This is a genomic window from Mycobacterium sp. (assembly GCF_029961025.1).
GTDB lineage: Bacteria > Actinomycetota > Actinomycetes > Mycobacteriales > Mycobacteriaceae > Mycobacterium.
Map to the genome: position 1 here is coordinate 132,329 of NZ_JASBVP010000002.1, position 20,644 is coordinate 152,972.

At 67.4% G+C, this 20,644-nt stretch carries 17 protein-coding genes, 1 tRNA gene and 2 pseudogenes; 14 read left to right on the forward strand and 6 right to left on the reverse strand.

What is annotated here, in order from left to right; translation table 11 throughout:
• Positions 1 to 123 precede the first annotated feature (123 nt).
• The 3 genes from QJR12_RS01475 to QJR12_RS01485 all read left to right on the forward strand — a co-directional run bounded on the left by QJR12_RS01475 (position 124) and on the right by QJR12_RS01485 (position 2,048).
• Entirely contained in the window at positions 124 to 363 is a 240-nt protein-coding gene (locus QJR12_RS01475; RefSeq protein ID WP_300575367.1) for a hypothetical protein, read from the forward strand.
• On the forward strand, positions 360 to 1,142 hold the full coding sequence (locus tag QJR12_RS01480; RefSeq protein ID WP_300575369.1) for an alpha/beta hydrolase: 783 nt from the start codon (positions 360 to 362) through the stop codon (positions 1,140 to 1,142). Before QJR12_RS01475 ends, QJR12_RS01480 begins: the two co-directional genes overlap by 4 nt.
• A 249-nt stretch (positions 1,143 to 1,391) precedes the next feature.
• Positions 1,392 to 2,048 carry a PhoU domain-containing protein gene (locus tag QJR12_RS01485; protein ID WP_300575371.1) on the forward strand — a complete coding sequence of 219 codons (657 nt, stop codon included), beginning with the start codon at positions 1,392 to 1,394 and terminating at the stop codon, positions 2,046 to 2,048.
• A gap of 316 nt (positions 2,049 to 2,364) precedes the next feature.
• Here the strand turns inward: QJR12_RS01485 and QJR12_RS01490 are convergent, their stop codons facing one another.
• From QJR12_RS01490 to QJR12_RS01500, 3 genes are all read right to left on the reverse strand, one after another.
• Entirely contained in the window at positions 2,365 to 4,185 is a 1,821-nt protein-coding gene (locus QJR12_RS01490; RefSeq protein ID WP_300575373.1) for a phosphoenolpyruvate carboxykinase (GTP), read from the reverse strand.
• Between the two features lie 145 nt (positions 4,186 to 4,330).
• Entirely contained in the window at positions 4,331 to 5,905 is a 1,575-nt protein-coding gene (locus QJR12_RS01495; RefSeq protein WP_300575375.1) for a hypothetical protein, read from the reverse strand.
• A complete protein-coding gene (locus QJR12_RS01500; protein WP_300575376.1) occupies positions 5,902 to 6,984 on the reverse strand; it encodes a hypothetical protein in 1,083 nt (360 codons plus the stop codon). Before QJR12_RS01500 ends, QJR12_RS01495 begins: the two co-directional genes overlap by 4 nt.
• 209 nt (positions 6,985 to 7,193) lie before the next feature.
• Between QJR12_RS01500 and QJR12_RS01505 the strand changes: the two genes are divergently transcribed.
• From QJR12_RS01505 to QJR12_RS01545, 9 genes and pseudogenes are all read left to right on the forward strand, one after another.
• A tRNA-Ala gene (locus tag QJR12_RS01505) sits at positions 7,194 to 7,267 on the forward strand.
• Positions 7,268 to 7,448: 181 nt separating this feature from the next.
• Positions 7,449 to 7,705: pseudogene (locus QJR12_RS01510) on the forward strand (transposase); the annotation flags it as partial.
• A 62-nt stretch (positions 7,706 to 7,767) separates the two neighbouring features.
• A complete protein-coding gene (locus QJR12_RS01515) occupies positions 7,768 to 8,070 on the forward strand; it encodes a hypothetical protein (RefSeq protein ID WP_300575378.1) in 303 nt (100 codons plus the stop codon).
• Positions 8,070 to 8,819, forward strand: a complete 750-nt coding sequence (locus QJR12_RS01520) for a hypothetical protein (protein ID WP_300575380.1) — start codon at positions 8,070 to 8,072, stop codon at positions 8,817 to 8,819. The genes QJR12_RS01515 and QJR12_RS01520 overlap by 1 nt, the downstream gene beginning before the upstream one ends.
• Entirely contained in the window at positions 8,783 to 9,778 is a 996-nt protein-coding gene (locus QJR12_RS01525; RefSeq protein WP_300575382.1) for an alpha/beta hydrolase, read from the forward strand. The genes QJR12_RS01520 and QJR12_RS01525 overlap by 37 nt, the downstream gene beginning before the upstream one ends.
• Complete coding sequence (locus QJR12_RS01530) at positions 9,775 to 10,392, forward strand: hypothetical protein (RefSeq protein ID WP_300575384.1); 618 nt, start codon at positions 9,775 to 9,777, stop codon at positions 10,390 to 10,392. The genes QJR12_RS01525 and QJR12_RS01530 overlap by 4 nt, the downstream gene beginning before the upstream one ends.
• A gap of 207 nt (positions 10,393 to 10,599) precedes the next feature.
• On the forward strand, positions 10,600 to 11,220 hold the full coding sequence (locus QJR12_RS01535) for a hypothetical protein (RefSeq protein ID WP_300575385.1): 621 nt from the start codon (positions 10,600 to 10,602) through the stop codon (positions 11,218 to 11,220).
• A 107-nt stretch (positions 11,221 to 11,327) separates the two neighbouring features.
• On the forward strand, positions 11,328 to 12,116 hold the full coding sequence (trmB, locus tag QJR12_RS01540; RefSeq protein WP_300575387.1) for a tRNA (guanosine(46)-N7)-methyltransferase TrmB: 789 nt from the start codon (positions 11,328 to 11,330) through the stop codon (positions 12,114 to 12,116).
• Positions 12,117 to 12,169: 53 nt separating this feature from the next.
• Positions 12,170 to 12,847 (forward strand): NYN domain-containing protein, encoded by a 678-nt coding sequence (locus QJR12_RS01545; RefSeq protein ID WP_300576466.1) that lies wholly within the window; start codon positions 12,170 to 12,172, stop codon positions 12,845 to 12,847.
• A 62-nt stretch (positions 12,848 to 12,909) separates the two neighbouring features.
• Here QJR12_RS01545 and QJR12_RS01550 read toward each other — a convergent pair whose 3' ends face one another.
• The gene (locus QJR12_RS01550) at positions 12,910 to 14,136 is read right to left on the reverse strand and encodes an IS110 family transposase (RefSeq protein WP_300576469.1); all 1,227 of its coding nucleotides are present in this window, start codon (positions 14,134 to 14,136) and stop codon (positions 12,910 to 12,912) included.
• 364 nt (positions 14,137 to 14,500) lie between these two features.
• On the opposite strand from QJR12_RS01550, the gene QJR12_RS01555 reads away from it, so the two are divergent.
• A complete protein-coding gene (locus QJR12_RS01555; RefSeq protein WP_300575389.1) occupies positions 14,501 to 17,314 on the forward strand; it encodes an MMPL family transporter in 2,814 nt (937 codons plus the stop codon).
• Here the strand turns inward: QJR12_RS01555 and QJR12_RS01560 are convergent.
• On the reverse strand, positions 17,311 to 18,474 hold the full coding sequence (locus QJR12_RS01560; RefSeq protein ID WP_300575392.1) for an AI-2E family transporter: 1,164 nt from the start codon (positions 18,472 to 18,474) through the stop codon (positions 17,311 to 17,313). The two genes, QJR12_RS01555 and QJR12_RS01560, sit on opposite strands and share 4 nt — an antisense overlap.
• A 122-nt stretch (positions 18,475 to 18,596) precedes the next feature.
• Between QJR12_RS01560 and QJR12_RS01565 the strand changes: the two are divergent.
• Positions 18,597 to 19,637: pseudogene (locus QJR12_RS01565) on the forward strand (YbhN family protein); the annotation flags it as partial.
• 105 nt (positions 19,638 to 19,742) lie between these two features.
• On the opposite strand, the gene QJR12_RS01570 reads toward QJR12_RS01565, so the two are convergent.
• Positions 19,743 to 20,285: a hemophore gene (locus QJR12_RS01570; RefSeq protein WP_300575394.1), complete on the reverse strand. Its 543-nt coding sequence runs from the start codon at positions 20,283 to 20,285 to the stop codon at positions 19,743 to 19,745.
• Positions 20,286 to 20,644: the final 359 nt, after the last annotated feature.

Sequence of the window (20,644 nt, forward strand, 5' to 3'; positions counted from 1 at the left end):
GCTGCACGGGGATAAGACGACGGCGGGCCGTAGGCGCCGTTAAGCGACCGCTCCCCCGGGGCCCGGGGATGGTTGGAGTTATCGGCTCGCCGAAATGTCGGTGCCGAGGGATAGCGTTCCCCCATGACTACCAATGAAGCGAAGAAGGCCCCTGCCGCGATCGACGACCTCGATGCTGTGCTGGATCGCATCGCCGTGCTGCCGCTACATGCGCTGACGACCCGGCAAAAGTCGGTGCTGTTGACGCAGCTGGAAGCGGTGCGGCTGATGTTGTCGGCCATGATGATCAGCACCTCCGGAGCGCGGGGCAACGATCGACCGGCGAGCGAATCTGGGCAGGTTCGCAATTGCGTCGCTTCATGATTGACGTCCCGCTGCTGGCATCGCTGCAACGCCGGTTGATCTACTTTCCGTCGCGCGCGCCGGTGCCCACCGTCACCGGCGTGTTGCCCGGCGGCCAAGACGTCGTGCTGCAAACCCAAGACGAAATCCGGCTGGGCGCTTGGTTTTTGCCGGCCCGCCGTGGCGGGCCGGCGGTGTTGGTCTGCAACGGTAACGCGGGCGACCGAATGATGCGCGCACCGCTGGCCGTCGCCCTGCACAGAGCGGGTTTGTCGGTGCTGCTGTTCGACTATCGCGGCTACGGCGGCAACCCCGGCCGTCCCTCGGAGCACGGGCTGGCCGCCGACGCTCGAGCCGCGCGGGCATTCCTGGCCGCTCGCGCGGACGTCGACCCCGACCGCATCGTCTACTTCGGTGAGTCGCTGGGGACGGCGGTGGTGGTCCGGCTGGCACTCGAGGCGCCACCCGCCGCGCTGGTGCTGCGCTCGCCGTTCACCTCGCTGACCGACGTCGGGCGGTTGCACTACCCGTGGCTACCGGTCGCGGCAATGCTGACCGATCGGTATCCGTCGATCGACCGGATCGCCGGGCTGACCGTGCCGCTGCTGGTGATCGCCGGCGACCGCGACACCCTGGTCCCTGCCGAACTCAGCCGACGGCTCTACGATGCTGCTTGCGGACCAAAGCAATTCGTGCTCGTTCCGGGAGCGGACCACAACAGTCCTCAACTGCTCGAGGGCCCCGCGATGATCGACGCGATCGTGCGGTTCTTTCGTGAGCACGGCATACTCGACGGCTAGCGCGCTGCGCTTACCGAGACCTGGTGCGCTTGTGCACCGGTGTGTCCCGATCGAGCACCGCGCACAGTCATCGTCGATCCGACGCTGGCCGCGGGCACTGGGCGCCCCTCGGCTGACACGGAATCACTCCAGCAATGGTGGATGCGACATAGCCAGCCGGTGAACGGGAGAGGTATGGCAGGCAACGGTTCCAGGGATTGAGCGAGATCGTTCGCGCGCTCACGCCGACAAGGCGATATGGTTCGTCCCGTGACCGAGTTGCAGGTGCAGTATTACCAACGCCACAAAGACATCGACGCGGCGATCCAGCAGATGATCGCGCTGGTCGAACGGGACATACGCAACGCGGGTGCGGCGTTCCTGGAGGCTGATGAGGAGGCCGCCGATGCGGTGGAAGCCGGCGAACGCGACATCGAGGACTCCTACGAGCAGGTCGAGCACCTGGTGATGGGCCAGTTCATTCGCCAGGCCCCGGTTTTCGCGGGGGAGCTGAGGTTTCTGCTGACGGTGTTTCGGATCTTGCCGGAGTTGGCCGGTGCGCATGAGCAGGCCGCACAACTGGCTCGAAGAGGCCTCACCGGGCTGGCGGGCGAGCTTCCCGACCGGGTGCGCTGCCTGATCAGTGAACTGATCGATGCCGCTGCGCAGATGTGGCAACGGGTCGCAGCGGTCTATTTGAGCGGCTCCGCCGAGATCGCCGACGACACCGAGGAAGACGACGACGAACTCGACGAGCTTCATGCCAGCCTGAGCGCCGAGTTGGCTTCGGCCGATATCCGACGGCCGGTTCTCCTGGAAATGGGTTTGATCGCGCGGGTGCTGGAACGGCTCGGCGATCACGCGGTCGAAATCGCGCGCCAGATCGAGGCGCTAAGCCCGGCCGCAATCGACAGCGGTGCCTCCTAGCGACTCGCCGGACCGCACGGCATCGACCAGTCCTCACCCAACCGCATCGTTGCCACGATGCTCGTGCTCATGAGGGCAAAATACGTTGTGCACCACCGTCCGGTCCGCGGCGTCACGTTCACGGTGCCACCCGCTCGGGGAATCGTCCCAGGCCCGCCTTTGAACAGCAGTCCGGTATCGGTGCGCGGCAGCTGCGCCTCGCGCGGGCTTCCGGCTCCTCGAGCCGTCTAACTTTAACGGGTCAGATGTCAGGTGATAGCCGCTGCGGACTCCGGTGAAGTAGCGGTGCCGACGTCAGGATGTCTGACCGCGGTGACTACGCGAGCCGTTGTTTAAGCGCTTCGAATTCGTCTCGCACACCGGTGGGCAGCCTTTCGCCAACGAACTCCAGCCACTCCTCGATCAGCGGCAATTCCCGGCGCCACTCGTCGCGGTCGACCTCAAGCGCCTCCGCGACATCAGCGGGGTCGATATCCAGCCCGTCGAGATCTAAATCCCCCACGGCGGGAACGATGCCGATGGGCGTCGTGGTGCCACCGGCCCGGTGCTCAATCCGGTCGACGACCCATTTCAGCACGCGACTGTTCTCACCGAATCCGGGCCACAGGAAGCGCCCGTCGTCACCGCGGCGGAACCAGTTGACAAAAAACACCTTCGGCAGCTTGGACTCGTCGGAGTTCTTCCCGATGTCGATCCAGTGCTGAAAGTAGTCACCGATGTTGTAGCCGCAGAACGGGCGCATGGCCATCGGGTCGCGCCGCACGGTGCCGACCTTGCCTTCGGCCGCAGCGGTCTGCTCGCTGCCCAGGGTGGCGCCGATGAACACCCCGTGATGCCAGTCACGGGCCTGAGTGACCAGCGGCACGGTGGTTTTGCGGCGACCCCCGAACAAGATCGCCGAAATCGGCACGCCCTGCGGATCATCCCACTCGGGCGCCAAGATCGGGCATTGCGACATCGGCGTACAGTAGCGTGAGTTCGGGTGGGCGGCAGTGGTTTCCGTCTCCCGGAAATACCAGTCATTACCCCGCCAGTCGATGAGGTGCTGCGGGTCGCCTTCCAGGCCTTCCCACCACACCTCGCCGTCGTCGGTGAGCGCGACGTTGGTGAACACCGTGTTTCCCGCGGTGATGGTGCGCATCGCGTTGGGATTGGACTTCCAGTTAGTACCCGGCGCCACCCCGAAAAACCCGGCCTCCGGATTGACCGCGTACAGTCGGCCGTCTTTGCCGAACCGCATCCAGGCGATGTCATCGCCCAGGGTTTCGGCGCGCCAGCCCGGGATCGTCGGCTGGATCATCGCCAGGTTGGTCTTGCCGCACGCCGACGGGAAGGCCGCCGCGATGTAATACACCTTGTTCTCGGGGGAGATCAGTTTGAGGATCAACATGTGCTCGGCCAGCCAGCCCTCGTCGCGGGCCATCACCGACGCGATGCGCAGCGAGTAACACTTCTTGCCCAGCAGCGCGTTGCCGCCGTAGCCGGAGCCGTAGCTCCAGATCTCGCGGGTTTCGGGGAAATGGGTGATGTACTTGGTGTCGTTGCACGGCCACGGCACGTCTTTTTGGCCCGGCTGCAGCGGGGCGCCGACGGAATGCAGCGCCTTGACGAAAAACCCGTTATCGCCGATCTTCTCCAGGGCCGGTGTTCCCATCCTGGTCATAATCTTCATCGAGACGACAACGTATTCGGAGTCGGTGATTTCCACACCCAGTTTGGGATCCTCGGCACCGAGCGGGCCCATGCAAAACGGCACCACCCACATTGTGCGGCCACGCATGCATCCGCGGTACAACTCCGTCAAGATGGACCGCATTTCCTGAGGGTCCATCCAGTTATTAGTCGGTCCGGCGTCGATCTCCCGCTCAGAACAAATGAATGTGCGGGCTTCGACTCGCGCCACATCCGAGGGATCGGAAAGCGCGAGATAGGAGTTGGGGTATTCCTTGTCGTTAAGCCGTGTGAACGTGCCCACTTCGACCAGGTGCTCGCACAGCCGCTGCCACTCCTCGTCGGAACCGTCGGCGAAGGCCACTCGGTCGGGCTGGGTGAGTTCGGCCACCTCTTCCACCCAAGACAACAGCCCCTGGTGATTTGTCGGTGCGCTATCCAGCCCGGGAATGGTCGCTGACGTCATCAATCTCTCCTACTCGGTTTCATCGCGGCGTCGGCATCGTTGTGCACGCTTTTTGCCCACACGGCTTTTACGATGGCCTTGTTACAGGCTATCGCGGGTCGGTAATCGGGAATGCTCGGGTCTGGTATCGCTGGTATCGGCCGGCTCACGGGAACGATTTTGAGCCGTTATCGCTGTTATCGTTCGCGCTCGTCGCGGCCAACCGACCGTCCTCGCCGCCGGTGTTGCCCCGCGATTTTGCCGGCACCGCGGTGTCGGCTTGGTCGGTGTCGGGTTGGTTCGATCCGGCCAACTCCGCCCGCACCGCATCCAGCGCGGCCTGCAATGTCGGCATCTCCCGGTCGCGTAAAGTCGCAGCCCGCGCCGCCGCGATAGCCAGTTTGCGCAACTCGCTGTCGATCGCCCTGATCTGCCCGGCAACCCGGGTGTTCTCGGCCTCCTCCTGTGCGCCCAGGGCCGCGCTCAGCGCCGTCTCGGCGGCCAGCACCCGGGTCGCGACGAGCTGTTCGGCCGCCGAGCGCAGCGACCCGACGGCTTCGCCCACCCACCGGTCCAGCACCGCTCGGTCCTGCAGCAGCCCCCGAATACCCACCACCCAGACCGTGACCGCCAGCCCGATCGCCATACACCCGACGATCCCCGCGGCCGCCAGCCCGGGGGCCAGGTTGGCTACCAGCCGAGTCAGGGTCAGCGCGACCCCGAGCCCGAAACCGGCACCCAGCACCATGGTCAGCCGGGCCTCCAGCCGCCGCGATTTCAACGGCGGGTCCGCGATGTCGAGCTGCGGTGGCTCCCCGCCGGAAGGCACGTCCACCGGCAGGTTCAGCGCCCGCACCACATCGGTCAGGTGAGCGCTGACTCCGTCGTCGACCTCGGTGACCACGGTCTGCATCCGGCCGCGCGCGTAGCCGGCGAACTCCGGCAGTGTCCTTCGGGTGAGACCGGACGCGTCCTCTTGCAGCTCAGAGCGCACCGACGCGCACCGGTTGCGCGCGAAATACGACAGCTGGACCCGCGCTTGCTGAATCTGACCGCGCAGCGCGGCGGTGCGTTCGGATTTGGAGAGCCGCCGTTGCCGCAGGATGGCGTTGCGTTGTTCGCGCAGTGCGTCGACCCGCGCCCGCCGCTCGGCGCCCTCGGCGTCGCGGTGATAGCGAAGGGCGATTGCCTGCAGTCGGGATTCCCACGCTCGCAGCCTGTTTCGCCGCTCACAACCCGGATCGGCGAGCTGCTCTTCGAGCACGGCGACCAGATCATCGACTTGGGGTTCGCCGACAGCGGGTGCGGCCGCCACCCCGACCCAGGGCACCGTGGCGTAACGCGGTGCGTGCGCCGCCAGGAGTTCGCGGTCAACGGCGAGGGTGTCGCGCCACTTACGGTGCACGTCGATCTTGGACACCGCCCCGATCACCACATCGGTGTTGGCGGCGGCGGCGTCGAGCACCACACAGTCCGACCCGGTCAGGACGGCGGCCGCCGAGACGACGAAGACCACCGCCCGTGGCGCGTCACCGGGTGCCAGGGCATTCGACTCGACGAAGACACACCGGGGCAGCCGCTCACGGAGCGCCGCGACCACGCTGCTGACCCCGGCCAGCCACGGGCCCGTCACCAGCACGAGGTCACGATGGCGGATGGTCGGTGCCGCCAGCCGGGGCCTGATCGCGGACACCAGCGCGTCGACCTCGGCGACCGGGTCATCGGGGGCCGCATCGCTCATGGCGAGTCCTCGGATCCGCCGACGGTGAAACCAGCGGAGGGCCGAAGCGACCCGCCGGAACGCGACCACAGCCGCAGCGATCCCCGCACGATATCCCGACCGCAAGACCGCTGCACGGCGCTCACCGCCGCCCGGCTGTAGCGCTCCCAGCGCACCGCGCGCAGCAGGTTCCCGGCCGGCTCGCCGGACTGGCCCGCCTGCGGGCCGGTCCCGGCCACGACCCGCTGCGCGGCGGCCATCCGGGCGATCACCAGAGCGTCGCCGGACAGCAACTCCCGGAGCCGGCCGTCGGCGACGGCCAGCGCCTCCAGTTCGGCGACTGCATCGACAATCCTCAGGTAGCGCGCTTCTGCGCCGAGGTCGGTGACCCGCTCGGCGACGGCGTCAACACGGCTGACGCGGCGCAAGAGGGCGCACACCTCGTGATCCGCCCGGCCCTGTTGCACCGCGGCGACCGCCAGCGTGATGCCGAACACGTCGAGGGTGCCCACCAGCCGCCGCCACACCTCGGCGGGCACGGGATGCCGGCCCGCCACCCCGGCATCCGGTGAATCCGAGTCGAGGCTCCGGGCGAGGGTTCGCAGCGCTTCCCACGCCGCGTCATCGAGCAGGTCGTCGAGCACGGCGACGGCGAGTAACCCGGCCATCGGCTCCGTCGGCGCTCCGGTGAGCACCGAAAAACGGCCGCAGGCGTTGCCGGCCGCCGCGATCGGGTCCGGCGCCCGGCCGGACGGCGGAGCGGTCAAATCCGCCTTGTTCAGCACCACCAGCACCGGCTGACACGCCGCGGCGATCGCGTCGCGGTCCTCGGGTTTGACCACCTCCGCGATGACGTACACCTCCACGTCCACCTCCACGTCCGCGGCGCAGGACGCTGAGGTCACGGTGATCCCGCGAGGGGACCCCGCGCGGTCGAGGGCGTGAGCCACGGTGCCACGGCCAACTCCGCGACGCCCCGACACCCTGACCCGCAGCGGCGCGGCGACCCGACGGGCGATCGCGGCCACCCGCGGATCGGCGGCGTCGGCAGCGAACCGGTTCAGTTCGTTGACGAAAATCTGGTGTCCCTGTTCACGCATGTCGCATCCCGCCACCCCGCTTCGTCGGCCCGGCTTCCCCGGCTGCCGCGGGGACCGCCCCCGGCCCGCCCGGGTAAGCCGTACCCGCATGGTGTCACCGATGCCCGCGAGACGCGAGCCACCGTAGCCGTTATCGCTCGTTATCTGGAGGAGGGGGAGGGGAAAGGGGGCTTGACCTGCAGGGACGCTGTCACGGTCATGCCCGCGACGGGGTCATAGTTCAACGGTAGAACGGGGCCTTTGCAAGGCTCAAATCGGGGTTCGATTCCCCGTGGCTCCACCAAAAGCTTCGGCCAATATCGCCGGGCCAGCTGTGCTTGACGGACCCGTGCGACAGCACGATTCAGACGGTTACCCGGGCCATGTGGTTTGGCCGCGGAACTCGGTTGCTGAGGATATTCCCGCCGGCACCGCCCAAGGCACCGATCGCAACCTGTGACGCGAACGATCCGAGCCGCGAATCGCGTGACGGCTATCGGCACCGCGATTTCGACACCCGCGCCGGCACGATCGAGCTGGCGATCCCCACGCTGCGGCAAGGCAGCTATTTCCCGGAGTGGCCGTTGGCGCGCCGCGCACGCGCCGAGCGGGCGCTGACCAGCGTGGTGGCCACCTGCTACCTGCTGGGGTCCGCGAGAACGGGTGCGTGATCGGGGTGCACACCCTGATCGCCACCGGCGTCCACGCCGAGGGCTCCCGCGAGGTCCTCGGGGTGGCCGTCCTCATACACCACGTCCGTGGGCTTGGCCCTCGCATCGTATCCAGGCTGGCTACCATCGATGCATGGCGGCCGACACCCCTGGCCGGCAACTGAGGGTGCTAGCAGCCGGTCTGCACCAGCTGGGCGACGAATGCGAGAAGATCGGCGGCGAGCTGGCCGCGGCTGGCGCGCCCATGGCGGTCGCCGCTTGGCCGTGGCAATCCAACACCGGCACCATAAATATCGCCGCGGCGGCGGCGGGCAAAGACGTGGTGGCCATAAGGCAGCGCATCGCCACGCGCGGGGCTGACTATCACGCGGCGGGCACCGCCTACACCGCCACCGATGACGACGGCGCGGCCCGGTTTCGCGGGCTGGTGAGCTGATGGCCGGTGTGCCGGGGGGCTGGCCCACGCTCTCGGAGCTGAAGGCCTCGACATTCGATCACCTGGGGCGCTTCGCCGACTGGTGTGAGCGCATCGCCGGGGTGGAGGCAGCGCTGCAGCGGCTAGCCCGCGAGGTGCGCGCCCCCGGGGGTGTGGAGTGGGAGGGTGAGGCCGCCGACGCCGCGATCACCCAGGCCGAGACGGATGTGTTTCGGGCGCGCCCGTTTTTGTGGAGCGTCGCCGATGCCGCGGTCATCGCCCGCAACGGCCAAGACATGCTCGAGGCCGGCCGGCGGGCGGTCTTGGACGCGGTTGATGACGCCGAGCGCGACGGTTTTGTGGTCCAGGAGGACTACAGCGTCACCGACACCCGCCGGTGCGCCACCCGCGCCGACTACCAGCAGCGTCTGGGGATCGGCGCCGCGCACTCGGATTACATCCGCCACCGCGTCGCTCAGCTGGTCGGCAACGAGCGGTGGCTTAACAGCCAGCTCAAGCAGGCCACCAGCGGCTGGGGCACCCTCACCTTCGAGGAATCGGGCCCCGGGAAGGCTCAGCCAGTTGACCGTCATTGGAAAAAAGACGGCGGGCCAAGCGATCTGCCGCCTGAGGATCCCAAAAAATTCCACGACTGGTGGCAAAGCCTGACGCCGGAACAAAAAGACCAGGTCTACAGCCACGCCCACGACATCGGCAACCATCCCGGGATGCCGTGGGACCCGCCGGATCATTTGGGCAAGGACCACTAAACCGGCTGCACCTGCAGGAGCTGCAACAGCATGCCCAAAGCGAGGTTGACCGGCTCCAACACCAAGCCGATGAGCTGGCGAGTAAGGCCTACATGGGTGATCACGACAGCGCCGCCCAACTCAGCGCCCTAATCCCTCAGCTGGCAGCGGCGAAACACACCCTCGAGAGCTACAAAGCCGTGCAAGCCGATTTGAATCGCAACGACGGGATGAAGCGCTACCTGGGACTGATCGACGACCAGGGTCACGCCGCGATCTCCATCGGAAACCCCGATACCGCCACCCGTAACGCCATCTTGGTGCCCGGCACCGGCCAAGACACACTGGCGATCAACGGAAGCGACTCCAAAGCAGCAGCCATGTACAACGCCGCGCGGGACGCCAACCACAGCCTAAAGCCGGGCGATGTGGCGGTGACGACGTGGATGGGCTATGACCGCCCGATGAGCCTCGATCACGCCGAGTTCCCCGATCTGGCGCGCGGAGGCGCCGCCAACCTGGATGCGTTTGAAGCCGGCCAGCGCGCCTCCCATGTGGGGGCACCCTCGATCGACACCGTGATCGGGCACAGCTACGGATCCACGGTGGTGGGCGCGGCCGCCTCGGGCGGGCATCACCTGGACGCCGATAACGTGATCGCTGTGGGCAGCCCGGGTATGCTGGCCGGCCACGCCGGGGAGCTGAGCCTGGATCCCGGCGCCCAGGTGTATGCGATGCGCGCGCAGAACGACATCATCGGCGTGGCCGGCATCGCCACCGAGTGGACGCTGGGGCCAGAACCCGACGACCCCGGGTTCGGCGCGATCCGGCTGCAGGCCGACCCCGGCCCCGCCGGCCCACTGGGGCTGCCGTCGGTGGCGGCCCATAGCAGCTACTGGAACCAAGGAAACAAGGCGCTGGACAACATGGGGGCCATCGTCGCGGGCAAGCCGCCGCCCTACGTTACTGGAGACCGATGAGCCATCTCATCACGGCACGCACTGCCGTGATCCTGCTGGCGGCGGTGCTGGCCGGCGGGTGCGCCCATTCAAGCCCGCTGGGCCCGCCCATCCCCACCGGGGCAACCATCATTGGAGGACCAGACATGGCATCGTATCCACCACCGCCGCCGGGCTGGAAACAGCGCCCCGTGATCCCGAAAAGCCAGCAGCAAGCCCAAGACACCATCCTGGGCTATCTGAAGAAAACGCTGCGGGCCCTGCCGGCGGGCACCACGCTCGACGCCACCGGCTATGCCGTTCCCAACACACCGCCGTGCGAGGACGTCATCACCGGCACCCCGCCGAAGGACCTCGAGACGATCGGTGACCTCAAGCTTCCTCCCGGCACCGATCCCGTCGCCATTGTCGGCAAGGTCGGCGATGTCTGGAAAGGCTGGGGCTGGTACGTCATCGAGCGCGAGGGTTTCCGCAAACCCAACCGCTTCGGGTATGCCCCGGACGGCTATAGCTTGCAGATCAAGGCAAAAGATCCCGTCACCGACCCGCCGACGCTCATTGGCGTCTCCCCGTGCTTCCCCGCTGATCTGCCCGATGACCGCAGCCCCTTCCCGATGGTGCTCAAAGCCGATTGAGGCTGTAATGCCGCCGCCCTCGGCCCAGAGCCCGACACACCCGGGTTCGGCGCGATCCCCCTGCAGGCCGACTCCGGCCCCGCCGGGCCGCTGGGGCTGCCCAGCGTCGACGCCCCACAGCAGCTACTGGAACCCGGGAAACAAGGCGCTGGACAACATGGGGGGCATCGTCGCGGGCAAGCCGCCGCCCTACGTTATCGGAGGCCGATGAGCCATCCCATCACGGCGCGCGCCGCTGCCGTCGTGCTGGTGGCGGTGGTGCTGGCCGGCGGGTGTGCTCATCCCAGCAGGCTCGGCCCGCCGATTCCTTCTGGGGCAACCATCATTGGAGGACCAGACATGGAATCGTATCCACCACCGCCGCCGGGCTGGAAACAGCGCCCCGTGATCCCGAAAAGCCAGCAGCAAGCCCAAGACACCATCCTGGGCTATCTGAAGAAAACGCTGCGGGCCCTGCCGGCGGGCACCACGCTCGACGCCACCGGCTATGCCGTTCCCAACACACCGCCGTGCGAGGACGTCATCACCGGCACCCCGCCGAAGGACCTCGAGACGATCGGTGAGCTCAAGCTTCCTCCCGGCACCGATCCCGTCGCCATTGTCGGCAAGGCCGGCGATGTCTGGAAAAGCTGGGACTGGTACGTCATCGAGCGTGATGGTTTCCGCAAACCCAACCGCTTCGGGTATGCACCGGACAGCTACAGCTTGCAGATCAAGGCAAAAGATCCCGTCACCGACCCGCCAACCCTTGAGGGTATCTCCCCGTGTTTCCCCGATGATCTGCCCGATGACCGGAGCCCCTTCCCGATGGTGCTCAAAGCCGACTGAGGCGTGCAATGCCGCCGTCCTCGGCCCAGAACCCACCGAACCCGTTATCGGTTGAAAACAACTGTTGGATATCAATCCGCGCCACCGAGCACCTACATCATGGGTGCATGAGCCACCATGGACCAATGCACGCGCGGCGCGAGGCGGGATCGGTCAGCCTGCCACAGGCCCCTGAGACCCAACCACGCGCGCGATGTGCTGCCAGCCGCTACCCCCGGACCACCGAATTCCGGTCCCGCCGTTCGGCCCTCTCGAGCGCTCAAAAAGACACCTGGGACCGACTATGGCCCCAGCTGGGCGCGGAAGCCGCGGCGCTGGGCGCCGGGGGGACCGCGCGGCTGGACACCACGGCCTGGTTTGGCCGCAGCGCCCCAGTAGTTCTAGAAATCGGCTGTGGCAGCGGCACGTCCACGCTGGCGATGGCGAAATCTGAGCCAGACGTCGACGTGATCGCGCTAGACGTGTATCGCAGGGGGCTGGCACAGCTGCTGTCGGCGCTCGACCGGGAGCGCGTCGGCAATGTCCGGCTGATCCGCGGGCACGCCCTCGACGTCCTCGAACGTCTGATCGCGCCGGGTTCACTGACCGGCGTCCGGGTGTTTTTCCCCGATCCCTGGCCCAAGACGCGCCACCACAAGCGCCGCCTGCTGCAGCCCACCGCGATCAGCCTGATCGCCGACCGGTTGCGGCCCGGCGGGATCCTGCATGTCGCCACCGACCATGCCGGTTATGCCGGACAGATCGTCGAGGCCACAGCTGCCGAACCCCGGCTGCGTCGCGTCGGTACGGACCGTCAACCGCTGGCGATTTCGGTCGCGCGGCCGACCACCAAGTACGAGACGAAGGCCCGGAATGCTGGCCGCCCGGTCTTCGAGCTGATCTGGGAGCGACGCTGACCATGACCATGACCGAACAAGCCGCCATGGCAACACCCGATGTCGTTAGCGCGATGTCGCCTCCCTCGGCGGTCCCGTCGCTCGACGGGGGGTGCGGGTTCGCTGCGCCCGGCCACCGGGTGCTGCTGGTGTGGGACGCTCCCAACCTGGACATGGGCCTGGGCTCCATCCTCGGGCGTCGGCCCACCGCCCTGGAGCGCCCCCGGTTTGACGCGCTGGGCCGCTGGCTGCTGGCCCGCACCGCCGAGATCGCGGCCGGACGTCCGGATGTCGCGATCGAACCCGAGGCCACGGTGTTCACCAACGTCACCCCCGGCAGCGCCGAGGTCGTCCGGCCGTGGGTAGACGCATTGCGCAACGTAGGGTTCGCGGTATTCGCCAAACCCAAGGTCGACGAGGATAGCGACATCGACGCCGATATGCTTCGCCACATCGACCTGCGGCGTAAAGAAGGGCTGGCGGCGCTGGCAGTGGCCTCCGCGGACGGTCAGGCCTTCCGGCAGCCACTGGAGGAAATCGCGGGGGTCGGGGTTCCCGTCCAGGTGCTCGGATTTCGCGAACACGCCAGTTGGGCGCTAGCGTCGGATACCTTGGAATTCATCGACCTGGAGGACATCGCCGGTGTTTTCCGGGAGCCGCTGCCGCGAATCGGCCTGGATTCGCTGCCTGAGCAGGGGGCGTGGCTGCAGCCGTTCCGGCCGTTGTCCTCGCTCCTGAGCGCTCGTATGTGAGACTGGTAAACCACCGCGCGGGGTCGCCACAGAACCAGTAAGACATCTCAGGAAGTTGAAAGTCAAGCCGTGAGTGGGAGAGGAGGTGGAAACGCCCGGTGTTCGTCGTAGGGCTGGCCGGTTTGCAGGCAGTGGTGAAGCTGGCCGAGGAACTTGTTGAACAGGTGCCGTTGGGCTTGGCGGTTCCAGTCTCCGGCCGCGCGGCGGGCGTCGTAGTGGCGGCGGGCTCCCGGGGAGCTGCGCAGCGCGGCCAGCGCCCAGATCGACCCGACAGTTGCCAGGCGCCGGTTCTTGATATGGCGGTGTGTCACTATGGTTTTCTTGCCGCTGGCTCGGGTGATGGGGGCGGATCCGGCGAAGGCCTTCAATCCGCGGGCGTCGGCGAAGCGGGTTCGGTCGTCGCCGATCTCGGCCAGCACCCGGGCGCCGGCCAGCTTCCCCAGCCCGGGAAAGCTGGTGATGATCTCGGCGTCCGGGTGTCGCTCAAAATGGGCGGTCGCCGCCTCAGTCAACTCATCAGCGGCGGCGCTGGCGGCCTGGAACTGGCGCAGCAGCGCCGTCAGCTGAATGCCCATGGCGTTTTCGACTGCGGGCGGCTGGTGCAGGTAGGTGCCGGTGAACACCGCGCGCAGCCGCTCGACGTCGCGGTCGAGGTCGCGGCGGCGGCCGGCTTTGATCAGCAGTCGGCGCAGCCGCGCCGGGGTCAACCGGGCAGCCTCGGCGGGAGTGGGTGCGGCGGCCAGGATGGCGCGGGCATCGGCGCGGGCCAAACCCCCGCTGGGCAGCCCGGCAAAGGCGATGATCGCGGCCGGGTAGAAGTCCTTGAGCAGGTCACGGATCTGGTTGCCGATCTGCTGGCGCGCCCACACCGCGTCTTGCTGAGCCCGGGCCAGCACCCTAATGGCCTGGGCCAGCTCGGTGTCGGCAGGCAGCGGGCGGTGCGCGTCGGGGTCGGTGCGCACCATGTTGGCCAGCAGCACCGCGTCGGTGGCATCGGATTTGGCCCCCGACAGCGCATACCGCGCCCGATAGCGGGAGGCCGCCAGCGGGTTGATCGGATAGATCACCCGACCGGTCTCGCGCAGCGCAGCGACCCACAGCCCGCGGTCGGTTTCGATCCCCACCGGGATCGGATCATCGGCGGTGTCGCCGGCATCGGCCAACAGCGTCAACAGCTGGGCGAAGCCGGCCGCGTCATTGCTGACCCGTCCGCGCGCCACCACACGCCCGTCGTCGTCGACGACCGCGACATCGTGATGATCAGTGGCCCAATCAATTCCACAAAACAGTGCCAAGGCATCCCTCCGGTACTCGGTGATTGTGTTGTCCCCGGCGGAGTTGTGCGGCGCCCTAATCGCAGGACTCGATGGTCCGTCATCTCAGTAGCCGTCCGTGACTCCAGCCCACCGCGAGACCTCGTTCTATCGAAGAGCTCAAGGCTCGGGAACAACCATCAGGAAGTCAACCCCGCGGCAAGCTCGGGCAACAGCATCCCACCACCCACACACGTGACCTGCCGCCAGGCGCGCCGCTCTTTCACAAGGCGTCGAACGCCGGGAGACACCAGGCATCAACCCGGCGGCAGACCCCGCCAGAAACAGACCCCGGTCAACACGACCAGCACCCATCCCTACTAACCGATTAGGAGACTACGTGTTCGCCTGGTTGGGTCGAGTTGTCTACCGATACCGGTTCATCGTGATCGGGGTCATGGTGGCGCTGTGCCTCGCGGGCGGCGTCTTCGGGATGAGTCTGGGCAAGCACGTAACCCAAAGCGGATTCTATGACGACGCCAGCCAGTCGGTGAAAGCCTCGAAACTGGCCGACGAGGTCTACGGCCGCGATCGGACCGGCCACATCGTGGCGATCTTCCGCGCCCCCAAGGGCCAGACCGTCACCGATCCGGCATGGTCGAAGAAGATCGTCGCCGAACTCAACCGGTTCCAGAAGGAGCATCCCAAGCAGGTCCTCGGATGGGCCGGCTACCTGCGAGCACCCGACTCGAAGAGCCCGGTCGTTCAGGGCATGGTGACTCCGGATAAAAAATATACGTTCGTCAGCATCCCGCTCAACGGCAACGACGACGACACCATCCTCAACAATTACCGGGCCATCGCGCCCGACCTGCAGAAACTCGATGACGGCAAGGTCAAACTCGCGGGCCTGGAACCGGTGGCCAACGCGTTGACCGGCACCATCGCCCGAGACCAGCAACGAGCCGAAGTCCTCGCGCTGCCACTGGTGGCGGTGGTGCTGTTCTTTGTCTTCGGGGGGGTGATCGCCGCCGCGCTGCCGGTGATGGTCGGCGGCCTCGCCATCGCGGGTGCGCTGGGCATCATGCGGTGTATCGCCCTGTTCGGACCGGTGCACTACTTCGCCCAGCCAGTGGTGACGCTGGTCGGCCTCGGCCTGGCCATCGACTACGGGCTTTTCGTGGTGAGCCGGTTCCGGGAGGAAATCGCCGAGGGCTATGACACCGAGGCGGCGGTGCGCCGCGCGGTTATGACGGCCGGGCGCACGGTGACGTTCTCGGCCGTGATCATCGTGGCCTCGGCAAGCGGACTGCTGCTTTTCCCACAGGGCTTCCTGAGGTCGCTGACCTACGCCATGATCGCCTCGGTGATGCTCTCTGCGGTGCTCTCCATCACGGTGTTGCCGGCCTGTCTCGGGGTATTGGGCCGCCACGTGGACGCCCTGGGTGTTCGAACGCTGCTTCGGGTGCCTTTCCTGGCGAACTGGACGCTCTCCCGCGCGTATGTGAACCGGCTGGCTAACCTCCTGCAACGCACCAAGACGCGTGAAGAAGTGGAGGCCGGCTTCTGGGGCAAGCTGGTCAACCGCGTCATGAAGCGGCCGTTGATGTTCGCCATCCCGATCGTCATCGCCATGGTTTTGCTGGTCATCCCGTTGGGCAATTTGCGCCTGGGAGGCATCAGCGAAAAATACCTGCCGCCGGGCAACCCGGTGCGCCAGGCGCAGGAAGAGTTCGACCGGCTGTTCCCCGGCTACCGCACCGAACCGCTCACGCTGGTGATCCAGACCATCAACCACAAGCCCGTCACCCCACAGCAGATCGCTGACATTCGTAATCAGGCGATGGCGATCAGCGGGTTCACCGAGCCGAGCCACGATCCGGCACAGATGTGGCAGGAGCGCCCCTACGCGCCGGGCGCGTCGAAAAACCCGTCGGTCCGGGTCATTCAGAACGGCCTGGTCAACCGCAACGACGCGGCGAAAAAGGTCCGCGAGTTGCGCGCCATCACGCCCCCCAAGGGGGTCACCGTGTGGGTCGGCGGCACCCCGGCGCTGGAGCAAGACAGCATCCACGTGTTGTTCGCGAAGCTGCCGTTGATGCTGGTGATTCTCATTAGCACCACGACGTTGTTGATGTTCCTGGCGTTCGGATCGGTGGTGCTGCCGGTCAAGGCCGCGGTGATGAGCGCGCTCACGCTGGGGTCCACGCTGGGCATCCTGACCTGGATCTTCGTCGACGGGCACTTCTCCAAGTTGTTGAATTTCACGCCCACCCCGTTGACGGCACCCGTGATCGGGCTGGTCATCGCGGTGGGTTACGGGTTGGCCACCGACTACGAGGTGTTTCTGGTCTCCCGGATGGTCGAAACCCGGGAACGCGGCATGTCCACCGCTGAGGCCATTCGGGTCGGCACCGCGACCACCGGCCGCATCATCACCGCCGCCGCGCTGATTCTGGCGGTGGTGGCGGGGGCGTTCGTGTTCTCCGACCTGGTGATGATGAAGTATTTGGCTTTCGGGCTGATCGCGGCGCTGCTGCTGGACGCCACGGTGGTGCGGATGTTCTTGGTGCCCTCGGTGATGAAACTGCTCGGCGACGATTGTTGGTGGGCCCCACGCTGGATGAAACGCTTGCAGACCCGCATCGGGCTCGGCGAGATCCACCTGCCCGCCGAGCACAAGACGCGACCGCCGCTCGCTTCCGGGGTTGACCGGTCCGCCGTGGCCGCGCACGCGTCTGTTGCCACGGCGCCGCGGCGCACACCGCGCAACCCCATCCGGCCCGGCGCGGCCCCCGAGCACCCTCCCACCCGGCGGCCGCTCCCCCCGACCGCCCCGTCCGGAGGGAGCGCCACCCCGACGCCGGCCGGAAACAGGGAATCTCAGGAGCCTCCGACGACGCGTTTCTTCGCGCCCGGGAAGGCCGCGCCCGACACCCGCCCGTCCGCCCGGCGTCACCCGGATACCGGACCGGGGCCGGGGGCATCGTCGGCTCGCCGGGATGACCGCGACATCGAATCGTGGCTCAGCGAGCTGCGCAACAAACCCGAGCACACTGATCGACCCGCTGAGGGCGGCGACTCCGAACCGTCCACCGAAAAACTCCGCAGCTGCGGATACGGTGACGGCGGCGGTGAGGTTGAGAAGGCCCGTCCGCGCCGCGGCGGTGGTCTCAGCGCCCAGGACCTGTTGCGCCGAGAAGGCTGGTTTTAGCTCGCCGGATTGGAGCCGTGTTGCCGCTGCGGGTCCGGTGTTACGTGGTCTACCCGCTGCTCGTCCGTGGGCGGCCCTAGGGGGCGCATCGCAGCTGCAGCGGATGGGCGCGACGCCAGCAAAACCTGGAAGGCGGTGTTGAGGAACGCGACGGTCGGAACGGCCAGTAACGCGCCGACCACCCCGGCGAGCACCCCGCCGGACGAGATCGCCAGCACCACCGCCAGCGGATGGATCGACACCGCCCGCCCCATGACCAACGGCTGCAGAACATGCGCCTCCAGCTGGTTGACCCCGATGAGCAAACCGAGCGTGAACAGCGCGTACAGGAATCCCTTGGCGAGCAGGGCCACCACGACGGCCAGAAACCCGCTGATCACGGCGCCGACCAGGGGGATGAAGGCGCCGAGAAACACCACCGAGGCCAACGGCAACGCCAGCGGCACGCCCATGATCGCCAGGCCGGTGCCGACCCCCGCCGCGTCCACCAGAGCTACCAGGAAGGTGGCCCGCACATAGCCGATCAACGTCCCGAATCCCGCACGGCCCGCCGCACGCACCCGATCGCGGACGCTGACCGGGAAGATCGTGGTGACGTAGTGCCAGATGTCGCGGCCGTCGTAGAGGAAGAAGATCAGCGTAAACACCATCAGCAACGCGGCGGTGACCATTTCGGTGAGGGTGGCCGCCGTGGACACCGCGCCGCTGGTGATCTTGGCCTGATTGCGGCGGAGCGCCTCGATCGCCGCGTCGCCGGCGTTGTCGATCTGCTGGCGGCTCAGATGCAACGGACCGTGGATCAGCCAGCTGCGGGCGGACTCGATGCTGCGGGTCACCTCGGCAACCAAAGCGGGCAGACCGATGACGAACTGGCTGATGACGAACGCCAGGATGCCGCCGACCACCGCAACGCCCGCGAGTAACACCACGGCCACCGCACCGCCACGCGGCACGCCCCGCCGGACCAGCCAGTCCACCGCCGGCTCCAGCAGCGCCGACAGGATCAAAGCCAACAGCACCGGAACCACGATGATTTCCAGTTGCTTGACCGCCCAGAGGAACACCACCAGCGCCACCAGGATCACCACCAAGCGCCAAGCCCAGGCTGCGGTTTTGCGAACTATCGGTTCGACCGAGTCGTCGTCGCGGCTCGCCGGCATGACGGTAAGCGTAATCCGGAGGTTCCCGGGCGGCCGGCCGCTCCGCGGGGCAGCGACCAGCGACACGACCGCCGCGCCGCGAAAGCGATTATCGGGGCGTCCGCGCGGCTACCCTAAACGACGTGCCTTTTAACGCACCGGCCCGCAATGTCCACCGTCAGCAGGAGGAGGCCGCTCGCGGCAGATACTGGTGGCTCCGGTGGGTCACCCTGGCCATCGTGGCCACCGTGCTCGCGGTGGAGATTGCGCTGGTGTGGGACCAGCTGACCAAGGCGTGGACGAGTCTGTTCTCGGCCAACTGGTGGTGGCTGGTCGCCGCCGGACTGGCGGCAGGCGCCTCGATGCACAGCTTCGCCCAAATCCAGCGCACGTTGCTGAAATCCGCCGGGGTGCGAGTCAAGCAATGGCGGTCGGAAGCCGCCTACTATGCCGCAAACGCGCTGAGCACCACGTTGCCCGGTGGACCGGTGCTCTCGGCGACGTTTCTGCTTCGGCAGCAACGACTGTGGGGCGCTTCGACGTTGGTGGCGTCGTGGCAGCTGGCGATGTCGGGGGTGTTGCAGGCCGCCGGGCTGGCGGTGCTCGGCCTGGGCGGCGCCTTCTTCCTGGGTGCGAAGAACAACCCGTTCTCGTTGCTGTTCACGCTCGGCGGCTTCGGCGCGTTGCTGCTGCTGGCTCAGACGGTGGCGTCGCGGCCCGAGCTGATCGACGGAATCGGGGTGCGGGTCTTATCGTGGGTCAACTCCATTCGCGGCAAGGCTCCCGACGCCGGTGTGGACACGTGGCATGAGATGCTGACCCAGCTGGAGTCGGTGACCTTGAATCGCCGCGACTTAACGATGGCGTTCAGCTGGTCGCTGGTCAACTGGGGCGCCGACGTCGCTTGCCTCGGCTTCGCCGCGTACGCCGCCGGCGGTAACGCGTCGGTGGCCGGGCTGACGGTTGCCTACGCGGCCGCCCGCGCGGTCGGCACGATCCCGCTGATGCCGGGCGGCCTGCTGGTCGTTGAGGCGGTGCTGGTGCCCGGCCTGGTATCGAGTGGCATGTCCCTGCCGGATGCCGTCTCGGCCATGCTGATCTACCGCGCGATCAGCTGGTTGCTCATCGCAGCGGTCGGCTGGGTGGTGTTCTTCCTCATGTTCCGCACCGCTAACGAGGCCGATCCCGCCCCCGCGAACGGCGCTCCGGGCCCGACGATGCCGTCGGCCTAAACCGGCCTAAACCGGTGACCCCGGGCCCCGGCCCGCCGGCCGGGGTTCGGGGTGGACCTACCCAGTAGCGCTCGGCGCCACCGGCGGGGGACCCGGAGGGGGCCCCGCCGGTGGCGGGGGCGACGGGGGTTTGGGTGCCCCGGGCGGGCCGACCGGGATGCCGGCCACCGGTTGCGGCGCTACGAGCGCACCCGGCGAGCCCGGTGGCCCGCCCTGGCCCTGTGTCGCCTGCATGAAGCCGAGCACCTGCGGAATCGTGATCGGCAGGTTGCACTGCGCGGACAGACCCGCCAGGGGCTGCGAAATCGTCTGCAGATCGCCGGCCACCTTCGGGTGGGCATCGAAATAGCTCTTCAGCAAAGTAACCGACGGGGCACCGGCGGGCTGACGCAAGATGGCGGTCATCGCCTGGTCAGTCTCCGGATGCGAATCGAGGTAATCACCCGTCGACTTGGCGACCGAGCCGGCGGTTTTGGCAACCTCGCTGGCGGCACAGGGATCGGATGCCGCGCTCACCGACGGCGCAGTCGGGGCGCCAGCCGCACCACCACCCAGCCCGGCGGTGATCAAGAGGCCCAGAAGCGCAGCCCTTGTCTTCATCGATTACTCCTCACAGATGAACAGATGACACCACCGTCGACCCCGGCAAACGCCGCTGGTCAGATTCCCCGGCCCGTGCTCCCGGCGCTCCCCGGCGGGTATCGTCGTCCGTGGGCATCGGGGCGGCTGATCTCCAATCGAGTGACCATGCGCCATCCTGCCATTTTCCGTGGTGCGCTCGCCGATACCCGCGCCGATGGCCGTTCCCGCGGGTACCCGTCGTCGCCGCGCGATCCGTCGCCGCCAAGTCGTTGCAGTTCAGCGGCCGAAAAGCTGGATTGCTTTAGCGCCCGCTGCGGTAGGCTCGCGGGCACGTAATGCCGGAGAACGCCCGAGAACGCCGGAGAAGACCCGAGGGG